This window comes from Micromonospora narathiwatensis (genome assembly GCF_900089605.1).
GTDB lineage: Bacteria > Actinomycetota > Actinomycetes > Mycobacteriales > Micromonosporaceae > Micromonospora > Micromonospora narathiwatensis.
The window spans coordinates 6,149,684-6,166,873 of record NZ_LT594324.1 but is presented as its reverse complement, the minus strand read 5'-3'; the positions used below and the strand labels follow the sequence as shown (position 1 = coordinate 6,166,873).

Sequence of the window (17,190 nt, the reverse complement as noted above, 5' to 3'; positions counted from 1 at the left end):
CGGGGGTCAGGACTCGCGCAGCGAGCGGCCGGTCTTGGTGAGGAAGACGTCGTCGAGGCTGGGACGGTGCAGCTCGATGGAGCGCAGGTCCAGCCCGGCGCCGTCGAGACGGCGCAGCACCTGGGGGATGGCGGTGGCGCCTTCGTCGACGTAGAGGCGCAGGCCGCCCTCGTCGACGGTCTCCAGCTTGTTGACGTACGCCTCGGTGTCGAGCAGCTCGGCGGCGCGCGGGGTGACGGCGGCGTCGAGACCGACCTGCACCACCTCGCCGGAGATCTCCCGCTTCAGCTCGGCCGGGGTGCCCTCGGCGACCACCTCGCCATGGTCCATGATCGCGATCCGGTCGCAGAGCGCGTCCGCCTCGTCGAGGTAGTGCGTGGTGATGAAGACGGTCATCCCCTCGGCACGCAGCCGACGGATCTCGTCCCACATGTGCGCCCGGCTCTGCGGGTCGAGGCCGGTGGTCGGCTCGTCCAGGAAGACGATCTTCGGCTCGTGGATGATGCCGAGCGCGATCTCCACCCGGCGGCGCTGACCGCCGGAGTACGTCTTGCACTTGCGGTCGGCGTATTCGCTGAGCTGGAAGGCGTCCAGGGCGCGGGTGGCACGCCGGCGGGCCTCGGCCTTGCTGATGCCGTAGAGCCGGGCGTGGAGCACCAGTTCCTCGCGGGCGGTGGACTCGTCCCAGGTGCTGCCGCCCTGGGCCACGTACCCGATCCGGCGGCGCACCTCGGCCGGGTCCTTGCGCAGGTCGGCACCGGCGATGGTGGCCTCGCCGCCGTCGGGCTCGATGAGGGTGGCGAGCATCCGCAGGGTGGTGGTCTTGCCGGCCCCGTTGGGGCCGAGGAAGCCGAAGATCTCCCCCTCGGCGACGTCGAGGTTGACGCCCCGGACCGCGTCCACGGTCTTCGTCTCGCGACCCGCGCGGGAGCGGAACGACTTCCGCAGCCCCCTGGTCTCGATCATGTCTGCTCCTGGTCGTCCGGGCCGGACGTGACCGGCCGCCGATCGTCCGCGACGAGCGCACACGGCTCCCCTACGGCTGGCGCTGACCGTAACGCGATATAGCTCTTGTGGTCAACGTTGATTATTGCGCGTTGCTGCCACCGAGCGCCCCGTCCGTCCAACCGGACCAGCCCTCGGCCCCCTCCATTGCAGCGGGCAGGTACGACACTCCCGACTCGATCCGCTCGGCGATCCGGCCGCACCAGGCCATCTCCGCCTCGGCCCGGGCCAGCCACAGCTCGAACATCCACCCGACGTGCACCGGCTTCCGGTCGCGCACCCAGTCCGAGTCGAGCGAGGCGCGCATCGACTCGACCCCGGCCCGGAGCAGGTTGGCCCGGTTGCGCAGGGCCGCCGCCGCCTCGTCGCGCGGCATCGCGGGCAGGAAGGAGAACGCCGCCACGAACGGGTCCGGCGGCTCGTGGAGCTGCCACCACTGCGCGCGCAGCAGGGTCTCGAACTCGCCCTCCCCCTTGGCGGTCACCTCGTACGTGGTGCGGGCGGGACGGGCGCCGACCTGTTCCGTCGACACCGCCCGCAGCAGCCCCTCGTCGGTGAGCTTGCGCAGCGCGTGGTAGATCGACCCGGGCTGCACGTTGGCCCACTTGTCCGCACTCCAACTCAGCAGCTCACGGCGCACGTCGTAGCCGTGCACCGGCTGCATCCACCTGACCAGGCCGAGAATCATCATCCGCGTTGCCGACACCGGGCAAGCGTATTAAGCAAATTTGACTAAAGCTCGGTGGGCAGTGCCGCATCCCACACTGAGCGATCGTTAGGGCCGGGAGGCCGGCCGATAAACTCCCGGCATCGACCTCCGGGGAGGAGCCACCAAGGTGCGCAAGGTACTCATCGCCAACCGCGGCGAGATCGCCGTCCGCGTCGTCCGCGCCTGCCGCGACGCCGGCCTGGCGAGCGTCGCCGTCTACGCGGACTCGGACCGGGACGCCCTGCACGCCACCCTCGCCGACGAGGCGTACGCCCTGGGCGGCGACACCGCCGCCGACAGCTACCTGCGGATCGACAAGCTGATCGACATCGCCGCCCGGTCCGGTGCCGACGCCGTGCACCCCGGCTACGGCTTCCTCTCCGAGAACGCCGACTTCGCCCAGGCCGTCATCGACGCCGGGTTGACCTGGATCGGCCCGACCCCGCAGGCGATCCGTGACCTCGGCGACAAGGTGACCGCCCGGCACATCGCCCAGCGCGCCGGCGCGCCCCTGGTCCCCGGCACCCCGGACCCGGTCGGCAACGCCGACGAGGTGATGGCCTTCGCGGTCGACCACGGCCTGCCGGTCGCCATCAAGGCGGCCTTCGGCGGCGGCGGGCGCGGCCTCAAGGTGGCCCGCACCATGGAGGAGATCCCGCAGCTGTTCGAGTCGGCCACCCGCGAGGCGGTCGCCGCGTTCGGCCGGGGCGAGTGTTTCGTCGAGCGTTACCTGGACCAGCCCCGGCACGTCGAGGCGCAGGTCCTCGCCGACCAGCACGGCAACGTGATCGTGGTCGGCACCCGGGACTGCTCGCTCCAGCGGCGGCACCAGAAGCTGGTCGAGGAGGCCCCGGCGCCGTTCCTCACCGACGCGCAGCGCGCCCAGATCCACGACAGCGCCAAGGCGATCTGCCGGGAGGCCGGCTACCACGGCGCCGGCACGGTGGAATACCTGGTCGGCGTCGACGGCACCATCTCCTTCCTGGAGGTCAACACCCGGCTCCAGGTGGAGCACCCGGTCACGGAGGAGACCGCCGGCATCGACCTGGTCCGCGAGCAGTTCCGGATCGCCGACGGCGAGAAGCTGCGCCTCACCGAGGACCCGACCCCGCGCGGGCACGCCATCGAGTTCCGGATCAACGGCGAGGACCCGGGCCGCAACTTCCTGCCCGCCCCGGGCACCATCACCGCGCTGCGGCTGCCGAGCGGGCCGGGCGTCCGGGTGGACACCGGCATCTCGGCCGGCGACGTGATCGGCGGCAACTTCGACTCGCTGCTGGCCAAGGTGATCATCACCGGCGAGACGCGTACCGAGGCGCTGGAGCGGGCCCGCCGGGCGCTGGACGAGATGGTCGTCGAGGGCATGGCCACCGCGCTGCCGTTCCACCGCCTGGTGGTCCGGGACGAGGCGTTCACCGCCGAGCCGTTCACCGTGCACACCCGGTGGATCGAGACCGAGTTCGACAACACCGTCCCGGCGTTCACCGCCCCGGTCGGCGCGGCCGACGGCCCGGCCGAGCGCGAGACCGTCGTGGTCGAGGTCGGCGGCAAGCGGCTGGAGGTGGTTCTGCCCGCCGGCCTCGGCACGGGTACGGCCGCCGCCGCGCCCACCGCGCGGAAGCCGGCCCGCCGGGGCGGCGGGGCGAAGGCCGGCGCGGCGGTCAGCGGCGACACGCTCGCCTCCCCCATGCAGGGCACCATCGTCAAGATCGCCGTAGCGGACGGGGACACCGTCGCCGAGGGTGACCTGGTCGTCGTCCTGGAGGCGATGAAGATGGAGCAGCCGCTGCACGCCCACAAGGCGGGCACCGTGAGCGGCCTCTCCGCCGAGGTCGGTGCGGTCATCACCGCCGGCGCCCCGATCTGCACCATCGCCTGAGGCGCGCGCGGGCCCCGGGCGGCGGGGCCTGGCCGGTTCAGCGGAGCGCGACCGCCGCCTCGGCGCGTACGGCGTCGGTGAGCGCGGCGAGCACCCGTGACTCCAGCCGCCAGTGCTGCCAGTACAGGGGCACGTCGACGTGCCGCCCCGGGTCGAGGTCGACGCAGCCGCCGCCGGCCAGGTCGGCCTCGGCCAGCCGCTCCGGGACCAGCCCCCAGGCGAGGCCGCGCCGGATCGCCTCGCTGAACGCCGGCACCGACGGCACGTGGTGCACCGGCGGGTCGAGTTCCCGGCCGGTCACCGCCCGCAGGAAACGGTGCTGGACCTGGTCCTTGCGGTCGAAGACGAGCATCGGCGCCCCGGCCAGGGCCCCGGCCGTCAGCCCGTCGGGGAACCAGCGGTCGACCAGCCCCGGGGCGGCGATCGCCCGGTAACGCATCGCCCCGAGCGGGCGTACCCGGCAGCCCTGCACCGGTTCCCGCTGGGCGGTCACCGCCGCCAGCACCGCGCCGTCGCGCAGCAGCTCCGCGGTGTGGTCCTGGTCGTCCTGGCGTACGTCGAAGCAGACGGCCAGCTCGGCCGGGACCCGGGCCAGCGCGGGCACGAACCAGGTGGCCAACGAGTCGGCGTTGACCACCACGGGCACCCGGGTCGGCCCGGCCGCCCCGTCCACCACCCCGCGCGCCTCGGCGACCGCCTCCCGTTCGAGCAGCGTCAACTGGACGGCCAGGCGGAGGAGCGGCTGCCCCGCACCGGTCGCCTGGCAGGGGCGGCTGCGCCGGACCAGCACCTGCCCGACGACCTCCTCCAGCGCGCGGATCCGCTGGCTCACCGCCGACGGGGTGACGTGCAGCACGCGCGCCGCGCCCTCGAAGCTGCCCTCGCCGACCACGGCGGCCAGGGTGCGGAGTTGGGCGGTGTCGAGTCCTTCCATAAGACCAGCTTACGAAGCTTCAGAAAGATTAGTTGGACTGCACCTGGTGCCGGTCCCTAGCGTCGGACCCGTGCCCGACCCACTTCCCTCGGCCGTCGCCGGGTTCTCCGTATCGCTCGCGCTGATCGTCGCCATCGGCGCGCAGAACGCCTTCGTACTCCGTCAGGGGCTCCGCCGTGAGCACATGCTCCCCGTGGTGGTCGCCTGCGCCGCCTCGGACGCCCTGCTCATCACGGCGGGCATCGCCGGCCTCGGCACCGCCGTGGCGGACCGACCGGGGCTGCTCTCCGCCATCCGCTGGGGCGGGGCCGCGTTCCTGCTCGGGTACGCCGTGCTCGCCGCCCGCCGGGCGCTGCGTCCGGGCGCCCTCACCCCCACCGACCGGCCCCCGACCACCCTGCGGGCCACCGTGCTCGCCTGCCTGGCCTTCACCTACCTCAACCCGCACGTCTACCTCGACACCGTGTTGCTGCTCGGCGGCGTGGCCCAGCAGTACGAGCAGCGCTGGGCGTTCGGCGTCGGCGCGACGTCGGCCAGCGTCGCCTGGTTCACCGCGCTCGGCGCCGGGGCGCACCGGCTGGCGCCGCTGCTCGCCCGTACCACCGCCTGGCGCGTGCTCGACGGCGCGGTCGCCGTCGTGATGACCGGGACCGCCGCGGCGCTGCTGCTCGGCTGAGCGCACCCGGCCGGAGGGTGTTTTCCGTGACCATCGCGGGCCGGGACGGGTGACGGCCGGGAATGATGTTCCGGTGCGGTTCCTTCATGGCGCGGTCCCCGCGCACGACCTGACCTACAACGACGTCTTCATGGCGCCCAACCGCTCCGAGGTGGGCTCCCGGCTCGACGTCGACCTGGCCTCCGGCGACGGCACCGGCACGACGATTCCGCTGGTGGTGGCGAACATGACGGCCGTCGCCGGCCGGCGGATGGCCGAGACCGTGGCCCGCCGGGGCGCCGTCGCGGTGATCCCGCAGGACATCCCGATCGAGGTGGTGGCCAACGTGGTCGCCTGGGTCAAGCAGCGCCACCTGGTGCACGACACGGCGATCACCCTCGGCCCGACGGACACCGTCGGCGACGCGATCCACCTGCTGCCGAAGCGCGCGCACGGCGCGGTGATCGTGGTCGACGCGGCCGGTCGCCCGGTCGGTGTGGTCACCGAGGCGGACACCGTGGGCGTGGACCGCTTCGCCCAGCTCCGGCACGTGATGTCGTCCGAGCTGCACACCGTGCCGGCGGACGCCGACCCGCGTACCGGCTTCGACCGGCTCTCCGCCGGGCGGCGGCGGCTCGCCCCGGTGGTGGACGCCGAGGGGCGGCTGGTCGGCGTGCTGACCCGGCAGGGCGCGCTGCGCGCCACGCTCTACAAGCCGGCGGTGGACGACCGGGGCCGGCTGCGGATCGCCGCCGCGGTGGGCATCAACGGCGACGTGACCGGCAAGGCCGCCGCGCTGTTGGAGGCCGGGGTGGACACGCTGGTCGTGGACACCGCGCACGGCCACCAGGAACGGATGATCTCCGCGCTGCGGGCGGTCCGCAGGCTCGACCCGGCCGTCCCGGTCGCGGCCGGCAACGTGGTCACCGCCGACGGCGTACGCGACCTGGTCGAGGCCGGCGCCGACATCATCAAGGTCGGCGTCGGGCCGGGCGCGATGTGCACCACCCGGATGATGACCGGCGTGGGCCGGCCGCAGTTCTCGGCGGTGCTCGACTGCGCCGCGGCGGCCCGGTCACTGGGTCGGCACGTCTGGGCCGACGGCGGCGTACGCCACCCCCGGGACGTGGCGCTGGCCCTCGCGGCGGGCGCGTCGAACGTGATGATCGGTTCCTGGTTCGCCGGCACCTACGAGTCCCCCGGGGACCTGTACACCGACGCGGACGGCCGGCGCTACAAGGAGAGCTTCGGCATGGCGTCGTCCCGGGCGGTCAGCGCGCGTACGGCCGAGGACACGGCGTTCGAGCGGGCCCGGAAGGCGATCTTCGAGGAGGGGATCTCCTCGGCCCGGATGTACCTGGACCCGACCCGGCCGGGCGTGGAGGACCTGATCGACGAGGTCGTCTCCGGGGTACGCAGCGCCTTCACCTACGCCGGTGCCCGCAACCTGGAGGAGTTCCACGAGCGCGCCCTGGTCGGCGTGCAGAGCGCCGCCGGCTACACCGAGGGCATGCCGCTGCCGACCAGTTGGTGACCTGCCCCGGCGGGCAGGAATCCCCGTGCCGGGGCCCGGCGTTGTGCGGTCATGACGGGTCCCGGGCGGGGCGCCGGAGCCAGTTCCGGAAAATAGTTTGGACCCTGACCATCTGGTCGCTAATCTGATGCCCGTGAAGATGGAACCGCTCGTCCGCTTCCCCGAGGTCCTGCACCAGGCGCCCCTCGGCCGGCTGATCGCGATCGCCGGGCACGTGGTCGAGCAGCACTGGGGGCGTTACCTGGCCGAGCACCACGGGCTCACCTCGGCCGGCATGCGGGTGCTGGTCATCCTGGCCCGCCTCGGCGACACGACCCACCGGGAGGTCGCCGAACGCTCCTTCGTCCGCCCGGCCACCCTCACCGGCATCGTCGACACCCTCGAACGGGACGGGTTCGTCGAACGCCGCCGGGACGTCAACGACCGACGCAGCGTCCAACTCACGCTGACCGACAAGGGCCGCGAGCACGCACAGGCCCTCATCGAGATGATGCACAGCAACCGGCCGCTCACCTCCGTCGATGCCGACCCGGCGAAGCAGGCGGTGATCCGTGAGTTCCTCGCCGAACTCATCGCGACGATGTCCGAGGGAGACGTCGGCCGGTTGAACCCAGACAAGGAATCCACCGACATGACGACACGGGGGCCTCGGCCGTGCTGATCCGCCTACTCCGTACCCATTTACGCCCGTACCGGCGGCTGCTGGCCGCCGTGGTGGCGCTCCAGTTCGTCGGCACGATGGCCTCGCTCTATCTGCCGAGCCTCAACGCCGAGATCATCGACCGTGGTGTCGCCGTCGGCGACACCGGCCAGATCATGCGTACGGGCGGCTGGATGCTGCTCGTCAGCCTGCTCCAGATCACCTGCTCGATCGCCGCCGTCTACCTCGGCGCGAAGACCGCGATGAGCTTCGGCCGGGACGTCCGGGGAGCCATCTTCGGCCACGTCAACCGCTTCTCCGCCCGCGAGGTGGCCCGCTTCGGGGCGCCCTCGCTGATCACCCGGAACACCAACGACGTACAGCAGGTGCAGATGCTCGTCCTGCTGACCTGCACCATGCTGGTGGCCGCGCCGATCATGAGCATCGGCGGCGTGGTGATGGCGCTCCGCGAGGACGTCGGGCTCTCCTGGCTGATGCTGGTCTGCGTACCGGTCCTGGCGATCGCCCTGGGCCTGCTCATCCGGAAGATGGTGCCCACCTTCCGGCTCATGCAGACCCGGATCGACACGGTGAACCGGGTGCTGCGTGAGCAGATCACCGGCATCCGGGTGGTCCGCGCCTTCGTCCGCGAGCCGTACGAGACGGAGCGCTTCGGGGTCGCGAACGGTGACCTGACCGCGACCGCGCTGCGGATCGGCCGGCTCCAGGCGCTGATCTTCCCGCTGGTGATGCTGGTGCTCAACGTCTCCAGCGTCGCGGTGCTCTGGTTCGGCGCCGGTCGGGTGGACTCCGGCCAGATCGAGATCGGCGCGCTGACCGCGTTCCTCCAGTACCTGATGCAGATCCTGATGGCGGTCATGATGGCCACCTTCATGCTGATGATGGTGCCCCGCGCGGCGGTCTGCGCCGAGCGCATCGTGGAGGTGCTGGACACCGAGTCCTCGGTGGCGCCGGCGGCCCGGCCGGTGACCGAGGTGTCCGGCCGGGGCGAGCTGGAACTGCGCGGGGTTGCCTTCCAGTACCCGGGGGCCAGCGCCCCGGTGCTGCACGACATCTCGTTCCGCGCCGAGCCGGGCCGGACGACGGCGATCATCGGCTCCACCGGCGCCGGCAAGACCACCCTGCTCACCCTGATCCCGCGGCTGGTCGACCCGACCGCCGGGACGGTCCTCGTCGACGGGGTGGATGTCCGCGAGCTGGCCCCGGACGAGCTGTGGCGGCGGATCGGGCTGGTGCCGCAGCGGCCGTACCTGTTCAGCGGCACGGTCGCCAGCAACCTGCGGTACGGCAACCCGGACGCCTCCGACGCCGACCTCTGGGCGGCGCTGGAGATCGCCCAGGCCCGGGAGTTCGTCGCCGAGATGCCGGGCGGGCTGGACGCGCCGATCGCGCAGGGCGGCACGAACGTCTCCGGCGGCCAGCGCCAGCGGCTGGCGATCGCCCGCGCGCTGGTCCGCAAGCCGGAGATCTACCTCTTCGACGACTCGTTCTCCGCGCTCGACCTCGGCACGGACGCCCGGCTGCGGGCGGCCCTGAAGCCGGTCACCGCGGAGGCGGCGGTGGTGATCGTGGCCCAGCGGGTCTCCACGATCGTCGACGCCGATCAGATCATCGTGGTCGAGGACGGAGGCGTCGTCGGGGTGGGCCGACACGAGGAGCTGCTCCAGACCTGCCCCACGTACGCCGAGATCGTGGCGTCCCAGCAGACCGCGGAGGTGACGGCATGAGCGCCGTGCAGGAGAAGGAGACGCCGAAGCGGCTGCCACCGGCCGGGCGGCGCGGGGGCGGCGGCCCGCCGCACATGGGCATGGGCATGCCCGCCGAGAAGGCGATGAACTTCGGGCCGTCCGCCCGGCGCCTGCTCGGGCGACTCCGGCCGCACCGGACGCAACTGACCGCCGTGCTCGCGCTGGCCCTCGCGAGCGTCGGACTCAGCGTCATCGGGCCGAAGGTGCTCGGCCACGCCACCGACCTGATCTTCAGTGGGGTGATCGGCCGGCGGCTGCCCGCCGGCACCACCACCGAGCAGGCGGTGGCCGCGGCCCGGGCGTCCGGCAACGGCAACTTCGCCGACATGCTGGCCCGGATGGACGTGGTGCCCGGCGTCGGCATCGACTTCACCCGGCTGGGCCAGGTGCTGGCCCTGGCGATGGCGCTCTACCTCGGGGCCAGCGTGCTGATGTGGGCGCAGGGCTGGCTGCTCAACGGCGTGGTGCAGCAGACCATCCTGCGGCTGCGCGCCGAGGTGGAGGAGAAACTCAACCGGCTGCCGCTGCCCTACTTCGACCGGCAGCCCCGCGGCGAGCTGCTGAGCCGGGTCACCAACGACATCGACAACATCTCGCAGACCCTCCAGCAGACGCTGAGCCAGCTGGTCACCTCGCTGCTCACCGTGGTCGGCGTACTGGCCATGATGGTCTGGATCTCGCCGCTGCTGGCGCTGGTGGCCCTGGTGGCGGTACCGCTGTCGGTGCTGGTCACCGGCCTGATCGCCAAGCGCTCACAGCGCAAGTTCATCGCCCAGTGGACGCACACCGGCGAGCTGAACGGGCAGATCGAGGAGGCGTACACCGGCCACGAGCTGGTCAAGGTCTTCGGCCGGCAGAAGGAGGTGGAGGCGGCCTTCCGCGCCAAGAACGAGCAACTGTTCCAGGCGAGCTTCGGCGCGCAGTTCGTCTCCGGGATCATCATGCCGGCGATGTTCTTCATCGGGAACCTCAGCTACGTGGCGATCGCCGTGGTCGGCGGCCTGCGGGTGGCCTCGGGCACGATGAGCCTCGGCGACGTGCAGGCGTTCATCCAGTACTCGCGGCAGTTCACCCAGCCGCTCACCCAGGTCGCCTCGATGGCGAACCTGCTCCAGTCCGGGGTGGCCTCGGCCGAACGGGTCTTCGCCGTCCTGGACGCCGAGGAGCAGAGCCCGGAGCCGGCGCGACCGGCCCGGATCGCCGAACCGCACGGCCGCGTCGAGTTCGAGCACGTCTCCTTCCGGTACGCCCCGGACAAGCCGCTGATCGACGACCTGTCCCTGGTCGCCGAGCCGGGGCACACGGTGGCGATCGTCGGCCCGACCGGCGCCGGCAAGACCACGCTGGTCAACCTGGTCATGCGGTTCTACGAGCTGGACGCCGGCCGGATCACCCTCGACGGGGTGGACATCACCACGATGCGCCGGGACGAGCTGCGCGGCCGGATCGGCATGGTGCTCCAGGACACCTGGCTCTTCGGCGGCACCATCCGCGACAACATCGCGTACGGGCGGCCGGACGCCACCGAGGAGGAGATCCTGGCGGCGGCCCGGGCCACCTTCGTGGACCGGTTCGTCCGCAGCCTGCCCGACGGCTACGACACCGTGATCGACGAGGAGGGCAGCAACGTCAGCGCGGGCGAGAAGCAGCTCATCACCATCGCCCGGGCGTTCCTCGCCGAGCCGTCGCTGCTGATCCTCGACGAGGCGACCAGCTCGGTGGACACCCGGACCGAGGTGCTGCTCCAGCGGGCGATGGCGGCGCTGCGTTCGGACCGGACGAGCTTCGTCATCGCGCACCGGCTCTCCACCATCCGCGACGCCGACCTGATCCTGATGATGGAGCAGGGCCGGATCGTCGAGCAGGGCACCCACGACCAGCTCCTCGCCGCCGACGGGGCGTACGCCCGGCTGTACCGGTCGCAGTTCACCGGCGCGGTGATCACGGACGAGGTCCCGGCACCGACCGGGGGCATGCCGGCCGGGACACTCCCGGCGGTCGCGCCGGCCAAGAACTGACGTGGACCGGCCGACCGGCCCGGCACCGGCTCCCCGCCACGACGGCGGGAGGCCGGTGCCGGCCGGCGTCCGGGATGCCGACCAGGCGGCCGGTGCGCTCCCGGGCCGGCGGCCGTCAGGCGGCCGGGAGCAGGCCGGCCGACCGGGCGGCGACCACCCGCCCGATCAACCCCAGCGCGTCGGCCACCGGCATCGGGTCGAGTCCGCGGCCGTCGCGCAGGCGCAGGGACACCGACCCGTCGGCCGCCTCCCGGGGGCCGACCACCCCGACGTACGGGACCTTCCGGCGGGCCGCGTCCCGGATCCGGGCGCCCAGCGAGCCGGTCAGGTCGACCTCGGCCCGCAGCCCCGCCTCCTCGGCCCGGCGGCACAGGTCGACGGCAGCGTCCGCCTGGCCGTCGTCGACCGGGAGGAGCAGCAGCTGCACCGGGGCGTACCAGGCCGGAAAGGCACCGGCGTGCACCTCGATCAGGTACGCGAACAGCCGTTCCATGCTGCCGACGAGGCTCCGGTGCACCATCACCGGCCGCTTTCGGCTCCCGTCCGCAGCGGTGTACGACAGGTCGAACTTCTCCGGTTTGTCGAAGTCGAGCTGGATGGTGGAGATGGTCGACTCCCGGCCCGCCGCGTCGACGATCTGGATGTCGATCTTCGGGCCGTAGAAGGCGGCCTCGCCCGGCCCCTCGGTGAAGTCGACGCCGTCGAGCGCCGCGCGGAGCAGTTCCTCGGCCCGCGCCCACCGGGCGTCGTCCCCGACGTACTTCTCGCCCGGCCCGCGCAGCGACAGCCGGAACCCGGCCGGCCGTACGCCGAGCGCGGCGTGCGCCTCGCGGATCAGCCGGAGGATGTCGCGTACCTCGTCGCCGACCTGCTCCAGCGCGCAGAAGTTGTGCGCGTCGTTGAGCGAGATGGCGCGTACCCGGGCGAGACCGCCGAGCACCCCGGAGCGTTCCGCCCGGTACATCCCGCCCAGTTCGCCGACGCGCAGCGGCAGCTCACGGTAGGACCGGCCCCGGGCCCGGTAGACGAGCGCGTGGTGCGGGCAGAGCGCCGGCCGGAGCACGAACTCGTCGTCGGCGGAGAGCCGCATCGGCGGGAACATGTCATCGGCGAAGTAGCCCAGGTGCCCGGAGAGCTCGAACAGCTCCCGCCGGCCCAGCGGTGGCGAGTAGACGTGCCGGTAGCCGGCCCGGCGCTCCAGTTCCCGCACGTACTCCTCGACGGCGTGCCGGGCGGCGGCGCCGGCCGGCAGCCAGATGGGCAGGCCGGCGCCCGCGAGCGGGTCCGAGACGAACAGCTCCAGCTCCCGGCCGAGCCTGCGGTGGTCGATCATGTCGCTCTCCTTGATCGGGTACGACCCGGAGGCGAGCGGGCCCGGAACGCCGCGAGGCCCCGGGGCGGTTCGCCCCGGGGCCTCGTCGACGGATACGTCAGTGCGGCGCGCCGGGGATTCCCGGCGTCGTGGTCACCACCGCGCTGCGCATACGGCGACGGTACGACCGGCACGGCACCCGGGGCGAGCGGTTTTCCGGCCGCCGCCGCCCGCGCGAGATCAACGCTTCTCGCAGGCGATGCCGTCCTTGTCCCGGTCGAGGCGGGTGTTCTTGGCGTAGACCGCGTTGTTCACCGTGAAGTTGGTGACCGGCTTGGTCGTGCCGCGGACCTTGTCCTTCGCGCCCTTCTTGCCCACGCCGTGCTTGTAAACCTTCCTCAGTTCGGTGCAGTTCTTGTATTGCTTTGCCGCCGCCTCGGCCGGGCCGACGGCGACGAAGGTGCTGCCGCCAAACGCCAGGGTCAGGGCGAGCGCGCCCCGAGCCAGCCTGGAAACCATCGAGGTGCCTCCCGATTGGGGTTGTCGGTGGAGCCCGGGATCGTATCCGGCCACCGCCTCGACGGAGGGCGTGCTGTCGACGATTTGACAACAGGGCTGCGGGCGGGTCGCCGGCACGGGACCTGCCGGCGACCCGCGGCGGCCCGGTCGTCGGGAACGGGGGACCCGACGGCGGCGGGACCGCGTTCTGACAACGGTACGCCGGGGAGCGCTCTTCCGCCGCCCGCTCCGGTGGGCGCCGCCACTCCGAAGCGCCGTCACGCCGGACACCGTTGGGTCGTTGTCCACGGGTGGCCCGCTGGTGTCAGTGGTCACGACCGGGCGGGGCTGCCCGCAGTGACGTGGGACACGCCGTCACGCTCGGTGCGGTCGAACGGGGAATTCCGGCGAGGTGGCGGTCGTGCCCGAACTCATCTCTAGCGTCGCGTCGCCGACGTGGGCCTACCTTGTGCTGCTGGGGTTGCTGGCCGCCGACGCCTTCGTGCCGGTCGTACCGACCCAGGTCGTCATGATCACCAGCGGCGCGCTCACCGTCTACGGCGGGCTGAGCCTGCCGCTCACGATCGTCGTCGGCGCGCTCGGCGTCTTCGTCGGCGATCTCGCCTGCTACCTGCTGGGCCGGAGCGCCCCGAACCGTCGGGCGGCGCGGCACACGATGCCCGGCCGGGCCCGCCGCGCCGCCGCCCGGGTCACCCGCGGGCTGCGCGAGCCGGGGCCGCTGGTGATCCTGCTGTGCCGCTTCGTACCCGGCGGACGGATGGCCGCCTGCTTCTCGGCCGGGCGCAGCCGCTACCCCTACCGGCTTTTCCTGATGTACGAGGGCGCGGCGGCACTCGGCTGGGCGGCGTACGGCACGCTGGTCGGCCACCTGGGCGGCACGGCGCTGACCCAGTCGGGGTGGCGACTCGCGCTCATCGGCGCGGCGGCGGCGGCCGGATTCGCGGCGGCCGGCTGGGCGGTCAGCCTGCTCAGCGCCCGCAACACCCGTGTCGAGGCCCCGGTGGAGGAACCGACGGCGGCGTCCTGACGGCGGGTGTGGACGGATCGCCGGACCCGGAGACGCCGGTAGGGGAAGTTCCCGGGATCGAAGTGGGTGCCCGTCCCGGATCCGTTTCGGGTGGCCTCGGCGACAGGCTGAGACATGCCCGGAACCCGGAGAAACGGTCTGTTGGCCCTCGGCGGGATCGCCCTGGCGGCGGTACTCGCCGTGGTCGGTCACCTCGTCGTGAACGACGACCTCGACCCCTGGTCGCTGACCGTCAGCGACTTCGCAGTATCGGACCGGGGCGGCGTCATCGACGTGGCCATGGCGCTGCTCGCCGCCGCTACGGCGGTGCTGATCCCGGCCCTCCGGCGTACCGGATCGGGGTCGAACCCCGCACGGCCCGGCGGCGACGGACGGCGGCTACGGGTGGCCGGGTTTTTCCTCGCTGCCTGGACCGCCGGCCTGGCGACCGCCGCCGTGGTCCCGACCAACGAGCCCGGCCTGCCCATGGACACCGCGGCCTACCTGCACCGGTACGCCTCGGTGATCGCCTTCCTCGCCCTGCCGGTCGCCGGTTGGCTGCTCGCCGGGCAGCTGGGCGGTCGCGCGGCCGGCTGGCTACGCGCGCTCACCCTGGCCAGCCTGCTGCTGGCCGGGGCGATGGTCTGGTCCGCCTACCCCGGCGACCGGATGCTGCTCGGCCTGGTCGAACGCCTGCTCATCGTCGCCGAGGTGGCCCTGCTCTGCGTGGTCGCGGCGACCCTGGTCCACCCGCCCGGCAGCCGCCTCGCCGGGGCGGCTCGTCGATCCGCCACGGCGGCCCGACCGTTGACTTGAAGGAAGCTTCAACTCCTAACGTCTGCACCAGGGGTCGGTGGCGGCCCGGTACGGCGAGGAGGCGGGGATGATCCTGGTGACGGGGGCGACCGGCACGGTGGGCCGGGAGGTCGTGTCGATCCTGGTGGGACGCGGCGACAAGGTCCGCGCGGTCAGTCGGAACCCGGCGACCGCCGGGCTGCCGGCGGAGGTCGAGGTGGTGGCCGCCGACCTCGCCGACCCGGCGACGCTCGCGCCGCATTTGGCCGACGTGGACGCGGTCTTCCTGATCTGGCCGTTCACCGACCCCGCCGTGGCGCGGACGACAGCGCCGGCCGTGGCCCGGGTGATCGCCGCCCGGGTGCCCCGGATCGTGTACCTCTCCGCGCCCGGCGCCGACCAGCCGGAGTCGTTCTGGGGGCTCGTGGAGCGGGCGGTCGAGGAGTCCGGCGCAGAGTGGACCTTCCTCCGCCCGGTCGGATTCGCCAGCAACACCCTGATGTGGGCCGGCCAGATCCGTGCCGGCGACGTGGTGCGCTGGCCGTACGGGGACGCCGCCCGGTCACTGGTCCACGAGCGGGACCTCGCCGAGGTGGCCGTGGCCGCGCTGACCTCGGACGGCCACACCGGCGCCCGCTATCTGCTCAGCGGTCCGGCGACGCTGACCCAGCAGGACCAGGTACGCGCCATCGGCCAGGTGATCGGCCGGGAACTGCGCTGGTCGGAGATGCCGGTCGGGGAGGCCCGCGCGATGCTGGCCGCCGCCTTCGGCGACCCGGCCTTCGCCGACGCCGCCCTGGCCGGCTGGGCCGGCTTCGTCGACCAGCCCGAACAGGTCACCGACACGGTACGGCGGCTGACCGGGCACCCCGCCCGGACGTACGCCGAATGGGTCGCCGACCACGCCGCCGCCTTCCGCTGAGCGGTGCCCGGCCCGGCCCGGCCTGATCGGGCCGGCCGGGCGGGCGGGTCACTCCAGTTCGTGGAGCATGAGCTGGCGGGCGGCCTCGGTGATGGAACCGGAGAGGCTCGGATAGATGGTGATCGTCTGAGCCAGCTCGTTGACGGTGAGGTTGTTCTCCACCGCCATGGTGATCGGCAGGATCAGCTCGCTGGCCTTCGGCGCCACCACCACGCCGCCGATCACCTGACCGCTGGCCGGGCGGCAGAACAGCTTGACGAAGCCGTCGGCCAGGTCGTCCATCTTGGCCCGGGCGTTGCCCGACAGCGGCAGCATCACCTGGCGGGCCGGCACCTTGCCGGCGTCCACCTCGTTCTGCGAGACGCCGACCGTGGCCAGCTCCGGGTCGGTGAAGACGTTCGCCGCGACGGTACGCAGCCGCAGCGGCCGGACCGCCTCGCCGAGCGCGTGCCACATCGCGATCCGGCCCTGCATGGCGGCGACGCTGGCCAGCGGCAGCACCCCGGTGCAGTCACCGGCGGCGTAGACGCCGGGGACGTTGGTCCGGGACACCCGGTCGACGGTGACGTAACCGCCCCGGGCCAGCTCGACGCCGTACTCGGCGAGGCCCAGGTTGGCGGTGTTGGGGATCGAGCCGACCGCGATCAGCGCGTGCGAGCCGACCACCACCCGGCCGTCGGCGAGCACGACCTCGACACCGTCGCCGATCCGGCGGACCGCCTCGGCGCGGGAGTTGTTCAGGATGCTCATGCCCCGGTTGCGGAACACCCGCTCGATCGCCATCGCCGCGTCGGCGTCCTCGTGCGGCATCACCCGGTCCCGGCTGGAGACCAGGGTGACCTCGACACCCATCGCGAGGTAGGCGCTGGCGAACTCGGCGCCGGTCACGCCGGACCCGACCACGATCAGGTGCTCCGGCAGCTCCGGCAGGTCGTACACCTGACGCCAGGTGAGGATGCGGTCGCCGTCCGGCAGTGCGGTGGGGAGCTGACGCGGCGTCGCGCCGGTGGCGATCAGGACGGTGGACGCGTCGATCGAATACTCCGCGCCACCGCCGGCCGGGGTGACCACCACCCGGTGGGTGTGACCGAGCGTGTCCTCGCCCAGCCGGGCGGTGCCGGCGACGAACTCCACCCCGGCCTTGACCAGCTTGGCGTGGATGTCGGCGGACTGGGCCAGGGCGAGCCGCTTGACCCGCTCGTGCACCGCCCGGGCGTCGACGGTCACCGCCTCCAGCCCGTCCGAGTGCACGCCGAACTCCTCGGTGTCCCGGTAGCCGGTCACCACCTCCGAGCTGGCGATGAAGGTCTTCGACGGGACGCAGTCGGAGAGTACGCACGCGCCACCGGCACCGTCCGCCTCGACCACGGTGACATCAGCGTCCAGCTGGGCGGCGACCAGCGCCGCCTCGTACCCGGCCGGCCCCCCGCCGATGATCACGATCTGGCTCACCACGCTCGCCCCTCGTCAGTGCTCACAGTGACTTTCTTCTC

The 17,190-nt window shown here is 72.8% G+C and carries 15 protein-coding genes; 9 read left to right on the top strand and 6 right to left on the bottom strand.

Annotated elements, in window-relative coordinates; all coding sequences use genetic code 11:
- Positions 1 to 6 precede the first annotated feature (6 nt).
- Positions 7 to 966 carry an ATP-binding cassette domain-containing protein gene (locus tag GA0070621_RS27290; RefSeq protein ID WP_091201108.1) on the bottom strand — a complete coding sequence of 320 codons (960 nt, stop codon included), beginning with the start codon at positions 964 to 966 and terminating at the stop codon, positions 7 to 9.
- Positions 967 to 1,087: 121 nt separating this feature from the next.
- Positions 1,088 to 1,696 carry a PadR family transcriptional regulator gene (locus GA0070621_RS27285; protein WP_091201107.1) on the bottom strand — a complete coding sequence of 203 codons (609 nt, stop codon included), beginning with the start codon at positions 1,694 to 1,696 and terminating at the stop codon, positions 1,088 to 1,090.
- 145 nt (positions 1,697 to 1,841) lie between these two features.
- On the opposite strand from GA0070621_RS27285, the gene GA0070621_RS27280 reads away from it, so the two are divergent.
- Positions 1,842 to 3,593 (top strand): acetyl/propionyl/methylcrotonyl-CoA carboxylase subunit alpha, encoded by a 1,752-nt coding sequence (locus GA0070621_RS27280; protein WP_091201106.1) that lies wholly within the window; start codon positions 1,842 to 1,844, stop codon positions 3,591 to 3,593.
- Between the two features lie 37 nt (positions 3,594 to 3,630).
- Here GA0070621_RS27280 and GA0070621_RS27275 read toward each other — a convergent pair whose 3' ends face one another.
- Complete coding sequence (locus tag GA0070621_RS27275) at positions 3,631 to 4,527, bottom strand: LysR family transcriptional regulator ArgP (RefSeq protein ID WP_091201105.1); 897 nt, start codon at positions 4,525 to 4,527, stop codon at positions 3,631 to 3,633.
- A gap of 70 nt (positions 4,528 to 4,597) precedes the next feature.
- On the opposite strand from GA0070621_RS27275, the gene GA0070621_RS27270 reads away from it, so the two are divergent.
- The 5 genes from GA0070621_RS27270 to GA0070621_RS27250 all read left to right on the top strand — a co-directional run bounded on the left by GA0070621_RS27270 (position 4,598) and on the right by GA0070621_RS27250 (position 11,143).
- Complete coding sequence (locus GA0070621_RS27270; RefSeq protein WP_091201103.1) at positions 4,598 to 5,203, top strand: LysE/ArgO family amino acid transporter; 606 nt, start codon at positions 4,598 to 4,600, stop codon at positions 5,201 to 5,203.
- Between the two features lie 73 nt (positions 5,204 to 5,276).
- Positions 5,277 to 6,716, top strand: a complete 1,440-nt coding sequence (locus tag GA0070621_RS27265) for a GuaB1 family IMP dehydrogenase-related protein (protein WP_091201101.1) — start codon at positions 5,277 to 5,279, stop codon at positions 6,714 to 6,716.
- Positions 6,717 to 6,855: 139 nt separating this feature from the next.
- The gene (locus GA0070621_RS27260) at positions 6,856 to 7,377 is read left to right on the top strand and encodes a MarR family winged helix-turn-helix transcriptional regulator (protein ID WP_091202907.1); all 522 of its coding nucleotides are present in this window, start codon (positions 6,856 to 6,858) and stop codon (positions 7,375 to 7,377) included.
- On the top strand, positions 7,371 to 9,104 hold the full coding sequence (locus GA0070621_RS27255; RefSeq protein WP_091201099.1) for an ABC transporter ATP-binding protein: 1,734 nt from the start codon (positions 7,371 to 7,373) through the stop codon (positions 9,102 to 9,104). The genes GA0070621_RS27260 and GA0070621_RS27255 overlap by 7 nt, the downstream gene beginning before the upstream one ends.
- Positions 9,101 to 11,143 carry an ABC transporter ATP-binding protein gene (locus GA0070621_RS27250; protein WP_091201097.1) on the top strand — a complete coding sequence of 681 codons (2,043 nt, stop codon included), beginning with the start codon at positions 9,101 to 9,103 and terminating at the stop codon, positions 11,141 to 11,143. Before GA0070621_RS27255 ends, GA0070621_RS27250 begins: the two co-directional genes overlap by 4 nt.
- Before the next feature lie 115 nt (positions 11,144 to 11,258).
- Here the strand turns inward: GA0070621_RS27250 and thrS are convergent, their stop codons facing one another.
- Together thrS and GA0070621_RS27240 are read right to left on the bottom strand one after the other, a co-directional pair.
- Complete coding sequence (gene thrS / locus GA0070621_RS27245) at positions 11,259 to 12,476, bottom strand: threonine--tRNA ligase (protein ID WP_091201095.1); 1,218 nt, start codon at positions 12,474 to 12,476, stop codon at positions 11,259 to 11,261.
- A gap of 219 nt (positions 12,477 to 12,695) precedes the next feature.
- Positions 12,696 to 12,974 carry an excalibur calcium-binding domain-containing protein gene (locus GA0070621_RS27240; protein ID WP_091201093.1) on the bottom strand — a complete coding sequence of 93 codons (279 nt, stop codon included), beginning with the start codon at positions 12,972 to 12,974 and terminating at the stop codon, positions 12,696 to 12,698.
- A gap of 400 nt (positions 12,975 to 13,374) precedes the next feature.
- Between GA0070621_RS27240 and GA0070621_RS27235 the strand changes: the two genes are divergently transcribed.
- The 3 genes from GA0070621_RS27235 to GA0070621_RS27225 all read left to right on the top strand — a co-directional run bounded on the left by GA0070621_RS27235 (position 13,375) and on the right by GA0070621_RS27225 (position 15,697).
- Positions 13,375 to 14,001, top strand: a complete 627-nt coding sequence (locus tag GA0070621_RS27235) for a DedA family protein (RefSeq protein ID WP_091202905.1) — start codon at positions 13,375 to 13,377, stop codon at positions 13,999 to 14,001.
- A 114-nt stretch (positions 14,002 to 14,115) separates the two neighbouring features.
- On the top strand, positions 14,116 to 14,796 hold the full coding sequence (locus tag GA0070621_RS27230; RefSeq protein ID WP_091201090.1) for a DUF998 domain-containing protein: 681 nt from the start codon (positions 14,116 to 14,118) through the stop codon (positions 14,794 to 14,796).
- A gap of 67 nt (positions 14,797 to 14,863) precedes the next feature.
- Positions 14,864 to 15,697, top strand: coding sequence for an SDR family oxidoreductase (locus tag GA0070621_RS27225; protein WP_091202904.1), 834 nt, complete (start codon positions 14,864 to 14,866; stop codon positions 15,695 to 15,697).
- Positions 15,698 to 15,745: 48 nt separating this feature from the next.
- On the opposite strand, the gene GA0070621_RS27220 is transcribed toward GA0070621_RS27225, so the two are convergent.
- Positions 15,746 to 17,149, bottom strand: coding sequence for an NAD(P)H-quinone dehydrogenase (locus tag GA0070621_RS27220; RefSeq protein ID WP_091201087.1), 1,404 nt, complete (start codon positions 17,147 to 17,149; stop codon positions 15,746 to 15,748).
- Between the last annotated feature and the right edge of the window lie 41 nt (positions 17,150 to 17,190).